The 14,062-nt window shown below is 71.2% G+C and carries 15 protein-coding genes; 10 read left to right on the top strand and 5 right to left on the bottom strand.

The window, feature by feature from the left end; all coding sequences use genetic code 11:
• Positions 1 to 14: 14 nt before the first annotated feature.
• Positions 15 to 1,754, bottom strand: coding sequence for a serine/threonine-protein kinase (locus tag HNR10_RS20900; RefSeq protein WP_179826135.1), 1,740 nt, complete (start codon positions 1,752 to 1,754; stop codon positions 15 to 17).
• Between the two features lie 169 nt (positions 1,755 to 1,923).
• Between HNR10_RS20900 and HNR10_RS20895 the strand changes: the two genes are divergently transcribed.
• The 4 genes from HNR10_RS20895 (at position 1,924) to HNR10_RS20880 (ending at position 4,582) form a co-directional block, all read left to right on the top strand.
• Positions 1,924 to 2,298, top strand: a complete 375-nt coding sequence (locus HNR10_RS20895; protein WP_179826133.1) for a DUF3054 domain-containing protein — start codon at positions 1,924 to 1,926, stop codon at positions 2,296 to 2,298.
• A 110-nt stretch (positions 2,299 to 2,408) separates the two neighbouring features.
• A complete protein-coding gene (locus HNR10_RS20890) occupies positions 2,409 to 3,095 on the top strand; it encodes a TrmH family RNA methyltransferase (RefSeq protein ID WP_179826131.1) in 687 nt (228 codons plus the stop codon).
• Positions 3,096 to 3,146: 51 nt separating this feature from the next.
• Positions 3,147 to 3,782: a GNAT family N-acetyltransferase gene (locus HNR10_RS20885; protein WP_179826129.1), complete on the top strand. Its 636-nt coding sequence runs from the start codon at positions 3,147 to 3,149 to the stop codon at positions 3,780 to 3,782.
• Between the two features lie 140 nt (positions 3,783 to 3,922).
• A complete protein-coding gene (locus HNR10_RS20880) occupies positions 3,923 to 4,582 on the top strand; it encodes a GNAT family N-acetyltransferase (protein WP_179826127.1) in 660 nt (219 codons plus the stop codon).
• A gap of 179 nt (positions 4,583 to 4,761) precedes the next feature.
• Here the strand turns inward: HNR10_RS20880 and HNR10_RS20875 are convergent, their stop codons facing one another.
• Positions 4,762 to 5,358 (bottom strand): TetR/AcrR family transcriptional regulator, encoded by a 597-nt coding sequence (locus HNR10_RS20875; RefSeq protein ID WP_179826125.1) that lies wholly within the window; start codon positions 5,356 to 5,358, stop codon positions 4,762 to 4,764.
• A gap of 90 nt (positions 5,359 to 5,448) precedes the next feature.
• Here HNR10_RS20875 and HNR10_RS20870 point away from each other — a divergent pair, with 90 nt between their 5' ends.
• The 4 genes from HNR10_RS20870 to HNR10_RS20855 are packed head-to-tail and all read left to right on the top strand — an operon-like array spanning position 5,449 to position 8,295.
• On the top strand, positions 5,449 to 6,984 hold the full coding sequence (locus HNR10_RS20870; protein ID WP_179826123.1) for an FAD-dependent monooxygenase: 1,536 nt from the start codon (positions 5,449 to 5,451) through the stop codon (positions 6,982 to 6,984).
• Complete coding sequence (locus HNR10_RS20865; RefSeq protein ID WP_179826121.1) at positions 6,981 to 7,673, top strand: MBL fold metallo-hydrolase; 693 nt, start codon at positions 6,981 to 6,983, stop codon at positions 7,671 to 7,673. The genes HNR10_RS20870 and HNR10_RS20865 overlap by 4 nt, the downstream gene beginning before the upstream one ends.
• Positions 7,674 to 7,699: 26 nt before the next feature.
• On the top strand, positions 7,700 to 7,900 hold the full coding sequence (locus HNR10_RS20860; RefSeq protein ID WP_179826119.1) for a toxin-antitoxin system HicB family antitoxin: 201 nt from the start codon (positions 7,700 to 7,702) through the stop codon (positions 7,898 to 7,900).
• Entirely contained in the window at positions 7,897 to 8,295 is a 399-nt protein-coding gene (locus tag HNR10_RS20855; RefSeq protein ID WP_312889362.1) for a type II toxin-antitoxin system death-on-curing family toxin, read from the top strand. The genes HNR10_RS20860 and HNR10_RS20855 overlap by 4 nt, the downstream gene beginning before the upstream one ends.
• Positions 8,296 to 8,397: 102 nt before the next feature.
• Here HNR10_RS20855 and HNR10_RS20850 read toward each other — a convergent pair whose 3' ends face one another.
• From HNR10_RS20850 to HNR10_RS20840, 3 genes are read right to left on the bottom strand one after another with little or no spacing between them, the layout of a single operon-like run.
• On the bottom strand, positions 8,398 to 9,144 hold the full coding sequence (locus HNR10_RS20850) for a succinate dehydrogenase/fumarate reductase iron-sulfur subunit (RefSeq protein WP_053615710.1): 747 nt from the start codon (positions 9,142 to 9,144) through the stop codon (positions 8,398 to 8,400).
• Positions 9,141 to 11,087, bottom strand: coding sequence for a fumarate reductase/succinate dehydrogenase flavoprotein subunit (locus tag HNR10_RS20845; RefSeq protein ID WP_179826117.1), 1,947 nt, complete (start codon positions 11,085 to 11,087; stop codon positions 9,141 to 9,143). The genes HNR10_RS20850 and HNR10_RS20845 overlap by 4 nt, the downstream gene beginning before the upstream one ends.
• On the bottom strand, positions 11,088 to 11,744 hold the full coding sequence (locus HNR10_RS20840; protein ID WP_312889511.1) for a succinate dehydrogenase cytochrome b subunit: 657 nt from the start codon (positions 11,742 to 11,744) through the stop codon (positions 11,088 to 11,090).
• Positions 11,745 to 11,875: 131 nt separating this feature from the next.
• On the opposite strand from HNR10_RS20840, the gene HNR10_RS20835 reads away from it, so the two are divergent.
• Both HNR10_RS20835 and HNR10_RS20830 read left to right on the top strand, forming a co-directional pair.
• Positions 11,876 to 12,874 (top strand): LysR family transcriptional regulator, encoded by a 999-nt coding sequence (locus tag HNR10_RS20835; protein WP_179826114.1) that lies wholly within the window; start codon positions 11,876 to 11,878, stop codon positions 12,872 to 12,874.
• A gap of 355 nt (positions 12,875 to 13,229) precedes the next feature.
• The gene (locus HNR10_RS20830) at positions 13,230 to 14,042 is read left to right on the top strand and encodes a hypothetical protein (protein WP_179826113.1); all 813 of its coding nucleotides are present in this window, start codon (positions 13,230 to 13,232) and stop codon (positions 14,040 to 14,042) included.
• Positions 14,043 to 14,062: the final 20 nt, after the last annotated feature.

Raw genomic sequence — 14,062 nt, 5'->3', positions numbered from 1 at the left:
CTCCTGACGGGTGTTCACTGGCCGGTGATCGTGAAGTCGCAACCGGCCACGGGGACTCCGCCGGCGGCGACGGGGTCGTAGGCGCTCAGTCGGAACTGGGGACGCTGCCGTCCCACCCCCTCGCCGCTGCTCTCGGAGCAGACGCCGCCGAATCCTTCGGGGACGGGCGGACCGTCGTCGGGCACCGCCTCCTGCGGGAGGTAGAAGGCGACTCCCCGGGTCACCGAGGAGTTCTCCGCGGCGTTCCGGTCGGGCTCGAAGAAGGTCACCTCGAATTCGGCGACGGGCTCCTGCGGGCCGAGGGTGGCGAGCACGCCCGCGCTGTTGGGGCGCTGCAGATCGGCGGTCTGCGGGGATCCGGGCACCGTCACGAAGGCGAAGTCGCTGCTGTGCAGGCGCAGTGTGCCGAAGTCGGGCAGGTACTCCGCCCGGACCGTGAGCTCCATCGCGTTCGCCTCACTACCGGTCTCCTGGGCGTCGAGGAAGGTGAGCCGGAGCTGGTCCAGGTCCTCCTCCCCCGCCACGCCCGTCGCCGGAGCGATCGTGCGCACCACGGCCAGTCCGTCGTCGGCCCCGGCCGGAGCGACCCCGACCTCGCCGGTCTCGTAGAGCTCGGCGTACTCCTCGGGGACCCCGTCCGCGGCGGCTCCGTCCACGACCTGCCCGGTCCCGCCCTCGCCGCCGGTACCGCCGGATCCACCCTGCGACTCCTCGCCGCGCAGCAGGACGGCCGCTCCGGTCCCCGCCACCAGGGCGAGAGAGAGCACACCGCCGACCGCCGCCAGCGGGCGGCGGCGCCGAACCGCCCACGGCTTCCGCGGTGCGGCGAGCGCGGCCCACTCCCGGTGCGTGTCACGGATCGCGGCCACCCCGGGCCAGACCGCCTCCAGCACCCCCGGCACACCGCCCCGCGCGGCCCCTCCGGGCGCGAGGGCCGCCGCCAGTTGGTCACGCAGCTCCTCCGCCGAGGGCCGGCCTTCCGGCTCCTTCGCCAGCGCCCGCTCCAGCACACCCCGCAGATCCTCGGGCACACCCTCCAGCGACGGCGGCTCGGAGATCACCCGCGACGCCAGCACGTCGGAGGTCCCCACGCCGAACGCGCCGCGGCCGGTCGCGGCGAAGGCCACCAGCCCGGCCCACACGAACACGTCGGAGCGGTCCGTGGCGTCCGCGCCCCGGTACTGCTCCGGAGCGATCCAGCCGGGGGTACCGACCAGCCCGCCCGTCGTCGTCAGCGCCGTCTCCTCCACCGCGCGGGCGATCCCGAAGTCGAGCACCCTGGGCCCGTCCGGCCCCAGGATCACGTTCCCCGGTTTGAGGTCGCGGTGCACCACGCCCTGCGCGTGGATCGCGGCCAGCGCCTCCGCCACGCCCAGCGCGAAGGCGGTCAGCGCGGCGCCGGTGAGCGGCCCCTGTTCGCGCACGTACCCGGCCAGGGTGGGACCGGGCACGTACTCCGTGGCCAGCCAGGGCACGTCCGCCTTCGTGTCCGCGCCCAGGAAGCGGGGGACGCAGGCCGCGCGGACCCGGCCCACGAGGTCGACCTCACGAGCGAACCGGGCGCGGAACTCGGCGTCGGAGGCGAAGACGCGGTGCACGCGCTTGACCGCGGCGGGCCGGCCGCGGTCGTCGACGGCCGCGTAGACCACGCCCATGCCGCCGGAGCCCAGCCGGCCCGCCGGCCGGAACGGGCCGACGTGGCGGGGGTCGCCGGGTTCGAGGGCCAGCACGCCCTCGGGCAGCACGGAAGCCATGGGCGGAGGGGAGGCGCTCACGGTGCGACCCTGTTCTGTTCGGGGGATCAGTGCCAATCGACCGTATAGGACACCCGCGGTAGCCGATCGGTTCAGGTCACGGTGCCCGGAACCCGCGGGACGCGTGCCCCGGTGCGGCAATCTGTGGCATGCGGCCTAGCCTGGGCCCATGCGTTCGATTGCGGTGCCGCTCGCGCTGGCGGCCGACCTGCTCTGTGTCCTGGCCTTCGTGGTGATCGGCCGGACCGACCACGGCACCGGGACCGCTCTGGCGGGGATCGCCGGGACCGCGTGGCCGTTCGCGGCGGCGATGGTGCTGGGGTGGGTCGTCACCCAGGCCTGGCGCACGCCTGACCGGATCTGGCCGACGGGCGTCTTCGTGTGGGCGGTGACCGTGGCGGGCGCCATGGCCCTGCGCCTGGCCACCGGTGAGAACGCGCCGCTCGGCTTCGTCGTCGTCACGTCCGTGTTCCTCGCCGCGACCATGCTCGGGTGGCGTGCGGGGCTGCTCGTGGTGCGACGGGCACGGCGACGCGCCGGGTGAGGGAGGCCCGTGACGGCCTTCGCGATCTCCGCGATCTCCGCGGCATCGGGCGGCATCGCGCACCGGAGCACCGGCGCGGATCGATATGGGGCATACGTAAGCTGGAACGGATGAACGAGCACGACGAGGCCCAGGAGGCCCGCGAGACCCGTGAGGTCGGTGTGGGCCCGTGGACGGGCCCCTGGCCCGACGGCGACCACTACGACCCCGTCCTGCTGGCCGAGGGCGACCGGCGCAACGTCGTCGACCGCTACCGGTACTGGCGCCGCGAGGCGATCGTCGCCGACCTCGACACCGTGCGCCACCCGTTCCACGTCGCGGTGGAGAACTGGGAGCACGACTTCAACATCGGCTCCGTCGTGCGCACCGCCAACGCCTTCGGGTGCGCGGCCGTGCACATCGTGGGGCGGCGCCGCTGGAACCGGCGGGGCGCCATGGTCACCGACCGCTACCAGCACGTCCACCACCACCCCGACCCCGCCGCGCTCGTGGCGTGGGCCCAGGAGGCGGGCCTGCCGCTGATCGGGATCGACAACCTGCCGGGCGCGGTACCGCTAGAGACCTACGCGCTGCCCCGCGAGGCGGTCCTGGTGTTCGGGCAGGAGGGCCCCGGGCTCTCCGAGGGCGTGCGCGAGGTCTGCGAGGCGGTGCTGTCCATCGCACAGTTCGGGTCGACCCGCTCCATCAACGCCGGCGCGGCCGCGGCGGTGGCGATGCACGCCTGGGTGCGCGCGCACGTGTTCGAGCAAACCGTCGCGGGCATGACCAGGGCCACGCCCGCGACCCCGGTTCCGTGACCGTGCCGTGATCTACGATGTGCGCAAGACCCCCTACGAGAGAGTGCTCGGATGAGTTCGACCGTCACATCCACAGCCCGCTTCGCCACGATGGACGACGTGCCCGGGGTCGCCCGGGTCCTGAGCAGGAGCTGCTACGACGACCCGCTGCTGCGGTGGCTGATCCCCGACGACGACCTGCGGATGGCCCGCACGCGCCGCTTCTTCGCCCTGGTCTCGGGGTTCGGCTACGTGCCCGCGGGTGAGACCCGGGTGACCACGATGTCGGACGGTCCCGAGGACGCCCCCACCATCCGCGCGGCGGCGCTGTGGGCGCCTCCGCACAGCAACCCCGAGGGCCGGCTGGTGGCGCTGCGCACGTGGCCGCACTGGGTGTCCCTGGTCGGTCGTGCGAACCTTGGCCCGTTCGTGCGTCTGTTCGCCGAGTGGAAGCTCGCCGCACCCCAGGAGCCCCACCTGTACCTGGCCGCGCTCGGGGTGGACCCGGCGGTCGAGGGACAGGGCATCGCGGGTGGTCTGCTGACCGCCGAGCTGGACCGGGCGGACTCCGAGTCCCTACCGGTCTTCACCCAGACGCTCGACGACAAGTGCGTGGGCTTCTACGAGCGCTTCGGGTTCGACGTGGTGCGGGAGGTCGAGCACCCGGGCGTGGGCACCACGACGTTCCTGCGCCGCGACCCCGTCTGACGCGGCCCCGTCCCGGGCGTGTTCCGCGGATACCCGCCCTCCCGGACCGGACGGATTCGGGAAATCCGGCCTCTCGTGATGATTCCGTGATCTACCATGAGCGATGACCCAGCAGCCCATGGACGGAAGAGGCATCGCGTATGCCCCCCACGTCGACGGCCGAGGCCGTCCGCACCGCGACCATGAACGACGTGCCGGGCGTGGCACGGGTGCTCGGCCGCGCCTTCGCCAACGATCCGCTCCCCCGGTGGCTCTTCCCCGACGATGACACGCGCATGGCCCGCACGGTCAGGTTCAGCGCCATCGTCGCCGGGTTCGGCCACGTCCCCCGCGCCGACGCCTCGGTGGTCGACGCCCGGGAGGGCGCGACCACGGCCTCGGACGCGTCGGCCGCCCCGGTGATCCGCGGGGCGGCGCTGTGGGACCCGCCGTCGGGCGCTTCCGGGGGCACCTCCTTCCTCGTGCGCTCGCTCCCCCACCTGGCCGCCCTGGTCGGCCTGCGCCGCGTCCCCGAGGTGGTGCGCTACCTCGGCGAACTGGCGCACAGCAGGCCGGAGGAGCCGCACTGGTACCTGTCCATGCTCGGCACCGACCCGGCCGCGCGCGGTACCGGCGTGGGTTCGCGGCTGCTGCGCGCGGGCCTGGCCCGGGCGGACGCCGACGGCGTGCCGGTGTACCTGGAGACGATGAACTCGGCCAACCTGGGCTACTACGAGCGGTTCGACTTCCGGGTCGTGCGGGTGCTCAACGACTCGCGCTACCCGTCGACCTACTGCCTGCTGCGCGGCTCGGCGGCCTGAGCGCCCAGCAGCCGCACGGCGCTCTCACGCAGCGCGGCCACGGCGGCCAGGGCGGTCCGCCGCACGGCTCCCGGGGCCGACCTGGAGATCCAGGAGTCCCTGGTCGACGGCCGGCTGTCCCGCCTGGACCGGGTCACCGCACTCTGGAGAAGTCCCCGGAGTGGCGCGGGGCCGCCGGCTCAGGGGGCGAGCAGGCCGCCGACCACCGCGCTCGCGCCGCGACCGTAGTCGGCGGCGGTGACCTCGGGGTCCCAGGCCCGCTGGAGAATGAACCCCTGCACGATGCCGAGCGCCACGCGGGCCACCGCGTGCGGGTCGACGTCCGCGGAGACCTCCCCCGCCTCCCGAGCGAGGTCGACGCGCTCGCGCAGGGCGTCGAGCACGCCGTCGACCCCCTCGCGCAGGGCCGCACCCAGTGCCGGGTCGCGCAGGGCCTCACCCCAAGCCTGGACCGCCAGGCGGGTCCGGTCGTCGGCCCGGTCCAGCGCCTCGATGGCGGTCGGCAGCCCGGCCACGAGCTCCGGAAGGGACTGCCCCCGCCCGACGGACGCGCGCACCGCCCCGCCGACGGCCGTGACCGCGTCCAGGGAGATCGCGGCGATGATGTCGTGCTTGCCCCGGAAGTAGTGGTAGACGGCCCCCGGGGACAGACCCGCCTCGGCGATCACGTCCCGCATGGACGTGCGGTGGAAGCCCTCGCGGGCGAAACACGTGGCGGCCGAGGAGAGGATGTGCTCGCGGCGCTCGGCCAGGTAGGCCTCGGTGACTCGTGGCATGTCCTCATCATAGAACGAACGTTCGGTCTTGACAGACATCCGACGCGGATGGAAGCTGAAAAAGAACGAACATTCGATTTAGGAGATGTCATGGACACCGACGTCCTCATCGTCGGGGCCGGCCCGACCGGACTCGCCCTCGCCGCCCGGCTCCACCACCTCGGGGTCGCGGTCCGGATCATCGACAGGCACGCGGGCGTCCTGGAACTGACGAAGTCCGCCGCCCTGCACGCCCGTACCCTGGAGCACCTGCGCGACCTCGGCCTGGCCGACGCCGTTCTGGCCGAGGGCCGGCGCGTCGACGTGCTGTGCCTGCGGACCGGCCACCGCGACCGCATCGCGGTGGACTTCCGCACGCTCGCCGACACCGCCTATCCGTTCATGGTCGACCTCCCGCAGGCCCGGACCGAGCACCTGCTCATCGACCTGCTCGCGGAGCGGGGTGTGCGGGTGGAACGCGGTACGGAGTGCACAGGCCTGGAACAGGACGCCGACGGGGTCCGCGCCACGGTCGTCACCGACGGCCGGGCGGCCACTGTCCGCGCGCGGTGGCTGGTCGGCTGCGACGGAGCCCGCAGCACCGTGCGCGAACTCCTCGGGATCGAGCGCGTGGGCGCGCCCTACTCCGACGACTGGGTGCTGTGCGACGCCGACGTCGACTGGCCGCTGCCCCGCAACGAGATGACCTTCTCCGGCGACACCGAGGGCATCTTCGGCGTCTTCCCGCTCCCGGGCGAGCGCCGCTACCGGCTGGCCTACACCGCCACCCCGGGTGTGGAACCGGACCTGCGCGACGCGCAGAACGCCATGGCCCGCACCGGCATCGAGGGCACGATCCGCTCGGCCGACCAGTTCTGGACCTTCTCCCTCGCGCACGAGCAGGCCGTCCGGTACCGCGACGGGCGCGTCTTCCTGGCCGGGGACGCCGGACACGTCCACACGCCCTTCGGCGGCCAGGGCCTCAACCTCGGGGTGGGCGACGCGATGAACCTGGCGTGGCGGCTGGCCGCCGCCGCGCACGGCGCCGCCGACGCCCTCGACACCTACCAGGACGAACGCCACCCCGTGGCCGCCCAGGTCATCGCCTTCACCCACCGCGGCGCCCAGATGATGCTGCTGCGCGGCGACCCGCGCCGGCACGTGCGCGACGCGGCCCTGACCGTGCTCCGGTCCTCGACACGGGCCCGGCGGGCACTGGCCCGGCGGTTCTCGCAACTCGACCACGGCTACCGGCGCGCCCCGGGCAGCGGCGGACGCGTGCGCGGCCTGGCGGGCGGCGACCGGCTGCCGGACCTGGCGTTCTTCGACGGACACGCGAACCGCGCCCGGCGCCTGCACGAGTTCCTGCCGTCCGACCGCCACACGGTCCTGCTCACCGACGCGACCCAGGCCGAGAGGCTGACCGTGCCCGACTCCGTCGCGGTCCGCCTGATCACGCCCGACTGGGCCCGGGCCGCGTCCGCCGACACCGCCGTCCCGACCGCCCTGGACCGGGGACGGGAGGCGGCCCGGCTGTACGGCGCCGCCTACCTGGTCCGCCCCGACCGGCACGTCGCCTACGCCGGCCCGCCCGCAGGGCTGCCGGCGGCCCTGGCCCCGCTCGCGGGCCTCGGGGAGGTCCGATGAGGTCCCCGGTCGTCCCGCTCCCGCTCGGCGCCTCCACCGCCTACGCGGTGCGCGGCGAACGCACCGTCCTGGTGGACACCGGATTCGCGGGTGGGGAGAGGCGGTTGCTCCGCCGCCTGACCCGCGCCGGGGTGGACCCGGGCTCGGTCTCACTCATCGTCCTGACGCACTGCCACCCCGACCACGCGGGCGGCGCGGCCCGGATCGGTCGCGAACTCGGGGTCCCGGTGGCGGTCCACGAGGCGGAGGCGCACTGGGCGGAGTCGGGGATCAGCGTGCTCTACAAGCCCCTCAACACGTTCGGGCGGCTGCTCGCCCGCACACTGGACACCCGCTTCCCCGCCTTCACGCCGGACCTGGTGCTGACCGACGGGACGGCCCTCGACCGCTACGGGGTCCCGCTCGACGTGCTGCACACGCCGGGGCACACTCCCGGGTCGGTCACCCTGCTGCACCGGGAGAGCGGCGACGCCCTGGTCGGGGACCTGCTGGCCGGGAGCATGGTGCGCCGCGACCGGCCGGGCCTTCCCTTCCTCGCCCAGGACACGTCGCGGTTGCGTGACGGCGTGCGCCGCCTGCTCGACGAGGGGCCCCACCGACTCCACTTCGGCCACGGACGCCCGGCCGCCCTGGCCGCGTCGCGCGCCCGCATCGAGAGGATCGCCCGTCCGGAAACACCCATGCAGTGATACCACTTCTTGATACCATGCGAGATATGAACATGCACCTGCGTCTACCCGACGACATCCACACCCGGTTGAAGGCTGCGGCGGAAGAGGACGGCAACAGCACGAACGCCGAGGCAGTCACGGCGATCGCCGACTATCTCGCGCGTCGACAGACGGCGCAGGTACGCAAGCTGGCCCGGGAGATCGCCCAAGAAGACGCCGAACTGCTGGCCAGGCTGGCGGAGTGAGCGACGACGATCCGATCTTCCTCACCAGGCAAGATCTCCTCGCACTCATTCAGGACCTTCTTCCTCCTTCCGTCACGCTCCGTGATCCCGGGCAGCTCCATGCGGCCGTCCTCCGACCGCAGACCTCGGCGTTCGGCGAAGACGCCTACCCGGGCCTGTGGGAGAAGGCAGCGGCTCTGATGCAGTCCATTCTCATCGGCCATCCGCTGTCCGACGGGAACAAGAGGCTGGCCTGGCTGGCCGCCAAGGTCTTCCTCCGGTACAACAGGCAGTGTTTCCCCCCTGTCGACACCACATCGGCCTACGACCTGGTCATCGCGGTCACGACCGGCGAACTCGAAGACGTTCCTGACATCGCCGATCGTCTCCGGAAGCTCGCCGAGGCCGATCAGTAGTCCAGGAACGAGCGGGGCCGCCCTCCCGAAGGAGGACGGCCCCGGTGCGACCGGGGGTGGCGGCCCACCCCCGGTCATCGCCCGATGGGCGACGGGCGACGGCTAGCCGACGCCCTTGCTGAGCGAGCCCAGCAGGTCGCGGTTGAGCTGGGAGATCGTGTCCAGCGGGATGCCCTTCGGGCAGACCGCGGCGCACTCACCGATGTTGGTGCAGCCGCCGAAGTCCTCCTCGTCGTGCTGGTTGATCATCTTCACCACGCGCGAGGCCCGCTCCGGCTGGCCCTGCGGGACCATGCCGAGGTGGGTGACCTTCGCGGCGGTGAACAGCATGCCGGACGCGTTCGGGCAGGCCGCCACGCAGGCGCCGCAGCCGATGCAGGTCGCGGCGTCGAACGCGCGGTCGGCGTCCGGCTTCGGGATCGGGTTGGCGTGGGCGTCCGGGGCGGTACCCGTCGGGGCGCTGATGTAGCCGCCCGCCTGGATGATGCGGTCGAACGCGCCCCGGTCCACGACCAGGTCCTTGATGACCGGGAAGGCCTTGGCCCGCCACGGCTCCACGGTGATGGTGTCGCCGTCCTTGAAGCTGCGCATGTGCAGCTGGCAGGTGGTGGTGACCTCCGGGCCGTGCGCCTCGCCGTCGATCACGACGCCACAGGCACCGCAGATGCCCTCGCGGCAGTCGTGGTCGAACGCGACCGGGTCCTCGTTCTCCAACGTGAGCTTCTCGTTGAGAACGTCGAGCATCTCCAGGAAGGACATGTCCGGCGAGACGTCCGTGAGCTTGTAGGTGACCATCCGGCCTTCGTCGTCACGGCCCTTCTGGCGCCACACGCGCAGGGTGATGTTCACTTGTAGCTCCGCTGCTTCATCTCGACGTACTCGTACTCCAGGTCTTCCTTGTGGAGTACGGGCTTGCTGTCCTCGCCACCGAACTCCCAGGCCGCGACGTAGGCGAACTCGTCGTCGTGACGCAGGGCCTCGCCGTCCTCGGTCTGGCTCTCGGCGCGGAAGTGACCGCCGCAGGACTCGCGGCGGTGCAGGGCGTCGATGCACATCAGCTCACCGAGCTCCAGGAAGTCGGCCACCCGGCCGGCCTTCTCCAGGGCCTGGTTGAGCTCCTCGTTCTCACCGAGCACCTTGACGTCGCGCCAGAACTCCGCCTTGAGCGCGCGGATGAGCTCGATGGCCTTGGACAGGCCCTCCTCGCTGCGCTCCATGCCGCAGTACTCCCACATGATGTGGCCGAGCTCCTTGTGGAAGGAGTCGACCGTGCGGGAGCCCTGGATGGAGAGCAGCTTGTCGATGCGCGAGGTGACCTGTTCCTTGGCCGCGACGGCCTCGGGGTGCTGCTCGTCGATCGCCTCGAACGGACCGGCCGCCAGGTAGTCGTTGATGGTGTTCGGCAGGACGAAGTAGCCGTCCGCCAGACCCTGCATCAGCGCGCTGGCGCCCAGGCGGTTGGCGCCGTGGTCGGAGAAGTTGGCCTCTCCGGTCACGAACAGGCCCGGGATGGAGCTCTGCAGGTCGTAGTCGACCCACAGCCCGCCCATGGTGTAGTGCACGGCCGGGTAGATGCGCATCGGAACCTCGTACGGGTTCTCGCCGGTGATGCGCTGGTACATGTCGAACAGGTTGCCGTACTTGGCCTCGACGGCACTCCGCCCCATGCGCTCGATCGCGTCGGCGAAGTCCAGGTAGACGCCCAGACCGCCGGGGCCGACGCCGCGGCCCTCGTCGCACACGTTCTTGGCGGCGCGGGAGGCGATGTCGCGCGGCACCAGGTTGCCGAAGGCCGGGTAGATGCGCTCCAGGTAGTAGTCGCGCTCGGCCTCGGGGATCTGCCGCGGGTCGCGGTCGTCCCCGCCCTTCTTCGGCACCCAGATGCGGCCGTCGTTGCGCAGCGACTCGCTCATCAGGGTGAGCTTGGACTGGTACTCGCCGCTGACCGGGATGCAGGTCGGGTGGATCTGCGTGTAGCAGGGGTTGGCGAAGAGCGCGCCCTTGCGGTGCGCGCGCCAGGCGGCGGTGACGTTGCAGCCCATCGCGTTGGTCGACAGGTAGAACACGTTGCCGTAGCCGCCGGTCGCCAGGACGACCGCGTCGGCGAAGTGCGTCTCGATCTCGCCGGTGACCATGTCGCGGGCGATGATGCCGCGCGCCTTGCCGTCCACCACGATGACCTCGAGCATCTCGTGGCGGGTGTTCATCTTGACGGTGCCCGCGGCGACCTGGCGCTCCAGCGCCTGGTACGCGCCGATGAGCAGCTGCTGGCCCGTCTGGCCGCGCGCGTAGAAGGTACGGGAGACCTGCACGCCGCCGAAGGAGCGGTTGTCGAGCAGACCGCCGTACTCACGGGCGAACGGCACGCCCTGGGCCACGCACTGGTCGATGATCTCGACACTGGTCTGGGCCAGGCGGTAGACGTTCGACTCGCGGGAGCGGAAGTCACCGCCCTTGACCGTGTCGTAGAACAGCCGGTAGATGCTGTCGCCGTCGTTGCGGTAGTTCTTCGCCGCGTTGATGCCGCCCTGGGCCGCGATGCTGTGCGCGCGCCGCGGGCTGTCCTGGTAGCAGAACGACGTGACGTTGTAGCCCGCTTCGCCCATGGTGGCGGCGGCGGAGGCACCGGCGAGGCCGGTACCGACGATGATCACGGAGAGCTTGCGCCGGTTCGCGGGGTTGACCAGCTTGGCAGAGAAGCGGCGCTTGTCCCAGCGCTCGTTGATCGGCCCCTCGGGGGCCTTCTCGTCCCGGATCGGGGCGCCCTCGATGTAGAGATCGTTGTCAGACAATTAACTCACCAGTCCAAAGGTGACCGCCAGGGGCGGCAGCAGGAAGCCGACCGTCACGATCAGCGAGATGCCCACGGCGATCGCGTTGAGCAGCCCCTGCCGGCCGGCCTTGTTGACACCGAGGGTGGCCAGGCCACTCCAGATGCCGTGCCGCAGGTGGAAGCCCACCGCGATGACGGACGCCACGTAGAACAGCGTCACGTACCAGAACTCGGGCTGGAAGCCGTTGACGAGCCGCTCGTAGGGACTGTCGGAGGCACCGCCCGGCGCGATGTTGTTCGTCGTCAGGTGCAGGATGTGGAAGATCACGAAGAGCGCGACGAGCACGCCGCCCCAGCGCATGGTGTAGGAAGCGTAGGTGCGCTGCACCCGCTTCTTCACCTGGTAGCGCTCGGACGCGGGACGTGCCCTGCGGGCGCGGCCCCACAGCGTCACCGCGGCGTAGATGTGGATCAGGACGCTCGCCAGGAGGACGAGACGGAAGATCCACAGGAATCCGCCCTCGGGGAGGAGCGGGTATCCGAGTTCGCGCAGCGAGTGCGCGTAGCCGTCGAAGGCCTCCTGCCCGGAGAAGATCTTCAGGTTGCCGTACATGTGCGCGATCAAATACAGCACAAGGATCGCCCCGGTGACCGCCATTGCTGACTTGAGCGCCACCGTGGACCCGTAGGCCGTAGACCGCTTCTTGGTCAAGGTACTGTTCGCCACAGTCTGCCACTTTAAATTTGAGTTAAGTCCGACGTCCAAGTCATCAGGACCCTGGTGTCCATAGCCGTAGGCTATGAAGCATGCAGTTCCAGCAGCTCGCCTACTTCGTCGCTGTGGCCCGCACACGCCATTTCACCCGCGCAGCCGAGCTTTCGCGCGTCGCCCAGCCGAGCTTGAGCAAACAGATCCGCAGCCTTGAGCGCGAGTTGGGCGCGCCGTTATTCAGTCGTGCCCGGGGGAATATCACACTCACGCCGGCGGGCGAGGCGCTGTTGCCGCTGGCCCAGCGCATGCTCACCGACCTGGAGACCGCCCGCCGCGAGGTGGCGGAGCTGGCCGGTGTGCGCCGGGGCCGTGTCCGCCTGGGCGCGACCCCGTCGCTGTGCGCGGGGCTGCTGGCCGACGTGCTCTCGGACTTCCATACCCGCTTCCCCGGCATCGAACTCCAGGTGGAGGAGAGCGGTTCGCGCGACCTCGTCCGCGACCTGGGACGCGGTGAGCTGGACCTGGCCCTGATCATCCTGCCCCTGCAGAGCAGCGACCCGGACTTCTCCACGACGCCGATCCTGCGGGAGAACCTGGTGGTGGCCAGTCCCAAGTCCCAGCCCTCCCCCAACGGCCGGGCGTCGATGCGCATCACGGAGCTGGAGGGGCGCCCGCTGGTGATGTTCCGCCGCGGCTACGACGTGCGCGAGGCGACGCTGCGCGCGTGCCGGGCGTCGGGCTTCGAGCCGCTGCTGGCCGTGGAGGGCGGGGAGATGGACGCGGTGCTGCGGTTCGTGGAGGCCGGGCTGGGGCTGGCCGTGGTCCCCAGCATGGTGCTGAAGAACCGCTACGGGCTGCGCGGCACCCCGCTGGCGCGCCCGCGCCTGCTCAGGACGGTCGCGCTGGCGCGGCGCAAGGACGTGGTGCCCTCGCACTCGGCCGAGGCGTTCCAGCGCCACCTCTACGAGTACCTGCTGGGCCTGACGCCGGAGCAGCTGGGCCCGGACCTGGAGGTGCTGATCACCAGCGCCGAGACGCGCGACGGCGACGGCCCCTCCGGCGAGCGCGACGTCCCCGGCACGGACGAGCACTAAGGCGAGGAGCGCTGAGGCGCGGCGGTGCGGCGGGCCGGTCCCCAACGGCCACATCCATTACCATTCACCTCCCACAGCCACAAAACACGCAAATGGTGAAATACCGCCATAGAAGCCGACGCACACGGACAAATAAACGTGCAAGAGTGGCCTATTTCACATTCATATCTCTCCCGTTCCCCCTCCAACGGGACGTGACCGTGATCACAACGCCCTAGCGTTGCGTTGCAGACCGGTTCGCTTCTGCTTCTCCCTCAGCCGTCCAGCACACGCGGAGAGCAGCCACGGCCACCAGCAGCGGTCCCGCGTCCCGCCCGCCCTGGCCGAGGCCTCTCCACAGGAGGTGGAGACCACGGTGACCTCGACTGACAGCACGCGCCCCGGCGGCGGCCGGGTGCGCATCCCCCAACGCACACTGCGCACGGACCAGTGGTGGCTCGGCCCCCTTCTCACGACCCTGGGGCTGGCCACCTTCCTCGTCTACGGCGCGGTGCGGGTCTTCCAGCAGGACCACTACTGGGTCCAGGAGCACCACTACCTGACCCCGTTCTACTCACCGTGCCTGGCGCAGCAGTGCGCACCGGACGCGGCGCTCTTCGGACGGCTCCCGTTCGAGTTCCCGTTCTTCCTGCCCTACGCCTTCCTCAGCCTGCCGATCCTGCTGCTGTTCCGGGTGACCTGCTACTACTACCGCAAGGCCTACTACCGCTCGATCTGGCAGGCGCCCACCGCGTGCGCCGTGCGCGAGCCGCACCGGTCCTACACCGGCGAGACCCGTCCGCTGATGCTGCCGCAGAACGGCCACCGGTACTTCTTCTACGCGGCCTTCGTCATCACGGTGATCAACACCTGGGACATGGCCGTCGCCTACTTCCACGGCACCGACGGCGGGTTCGGGATCGGGGTCGGCAACCTCGTCATGCTGGCCAACGTGGTGCTCCTGTGGGGCTACACGCTGAGCTGCCACTCCTGCCGCCACGTCTTCGGCGGACGCCTGCGCAGCTTCGGCCGCCACCCCGTCCGGTACTGGCTGTGGTCGCGGCTGTCGGTGCTCAACAACCGGCACATGTGGTTCGGGTGGTTGAGCATCGCCTCCCTGATGACCACCGACGCCTACATCGCGCTGGTCGCCAGCGGCACCATCACCGACCTGAGGATCCTCAACTGAGCACCGGGGAAGGACACCAG

Source organism: Nocardiopsis aegyptia, from assembly GCF_013410755.1.
GTDB classification, from domain to species: domain Bacteria; phylum Actinomycetota; class Actinomycetes; order Streptosporangiales; family Streptosporangiaceae; genus Nocardiopsis; species Nocardiopsis aegyptia.
Note: the sequence above shows the minus strand (reverse complement) of the source record. Positions and strands in the feature narration are given on the sequence as shown.

What these genes read in the sequence shown, in the direction of transcription:
- HNR10_RS20900 (WP_179826135.1), bottom strand. Translation starts at nt 1,754, where the DNA reads ATGGCTTCCGTGCTGCCCGAGGGCGTGCTGGCCCTCGAACCCGGCGAC.
- HNR10_RS20895 (WP_179826133.1), top strand. Translation starts at nt 1,924, where the DNA reads ATGCGTTCGATTGCGGTGCCGCTCGCGCTGGCGGCCGACCTGCTCTGT.
- HNR10_RS20890 (WP_179826131.1), top strand. Translation starts at nt 2,409, where the DNA reads ATGAACGAGCACGACGAGGCCCAGGAGGCCCGCGAGACCCGTGAGGTC.
- HNR10_RS20885 (WP_179826129.1), top strand. Translation starts at nt 3,147, where the DNA reads ATGAGTTCGACCGTCACATCCACAGCCCGCTTCGCCACGATGGACGAC.
- HNR10_RS20880 (WP_179826127.1), top strand. Translation starts at nt 3,923, where the DNA reads ATGCCCCCCACGTCGACGGCCGAGGCCGTCCGCACCGCGACCATGAAC.
- HNR10_RS20875 (WP_179826125.1), bottom strand. Translation starts at nt 5,358, where the DNA reads ATGCCACGAGTCACCGAGGCCTACCTGGCCGAGCGCCGCGAGCACATC.
- HNR10_RS20870 (WP_179826123.1), top strand. Translation starts at nt 5,449, where the DNA reads ATGGACACCGACGTCCTCATCGTCGGGGCCGGCCCGACCGGACTCGCC.
- HNR10_RS20865 (WP_179826121.1), top strand. Translation starts at nt 6,981, where the DNA reads ATGAGGTCCCCGGTCGTCCCGCTCCCGCTCGGCGCCTCCACCGCCTAC.
- HNR10_RS20860 (WP_179826119.1), top strand. Translation starts at nt 7,700, where the DNA reads ATGAACATGCACCTGCGTCTACCCGACGACATCCACACCCGGTTGAAG.
- HNR10_RS20835 (WP_179826114.1), top strand. Translation starts at nt 11,876, where the DNA reads ATGCAGTTCCAGCAGCTCGCCTACTTCGTCGCTGTGGCCCGCACACGC.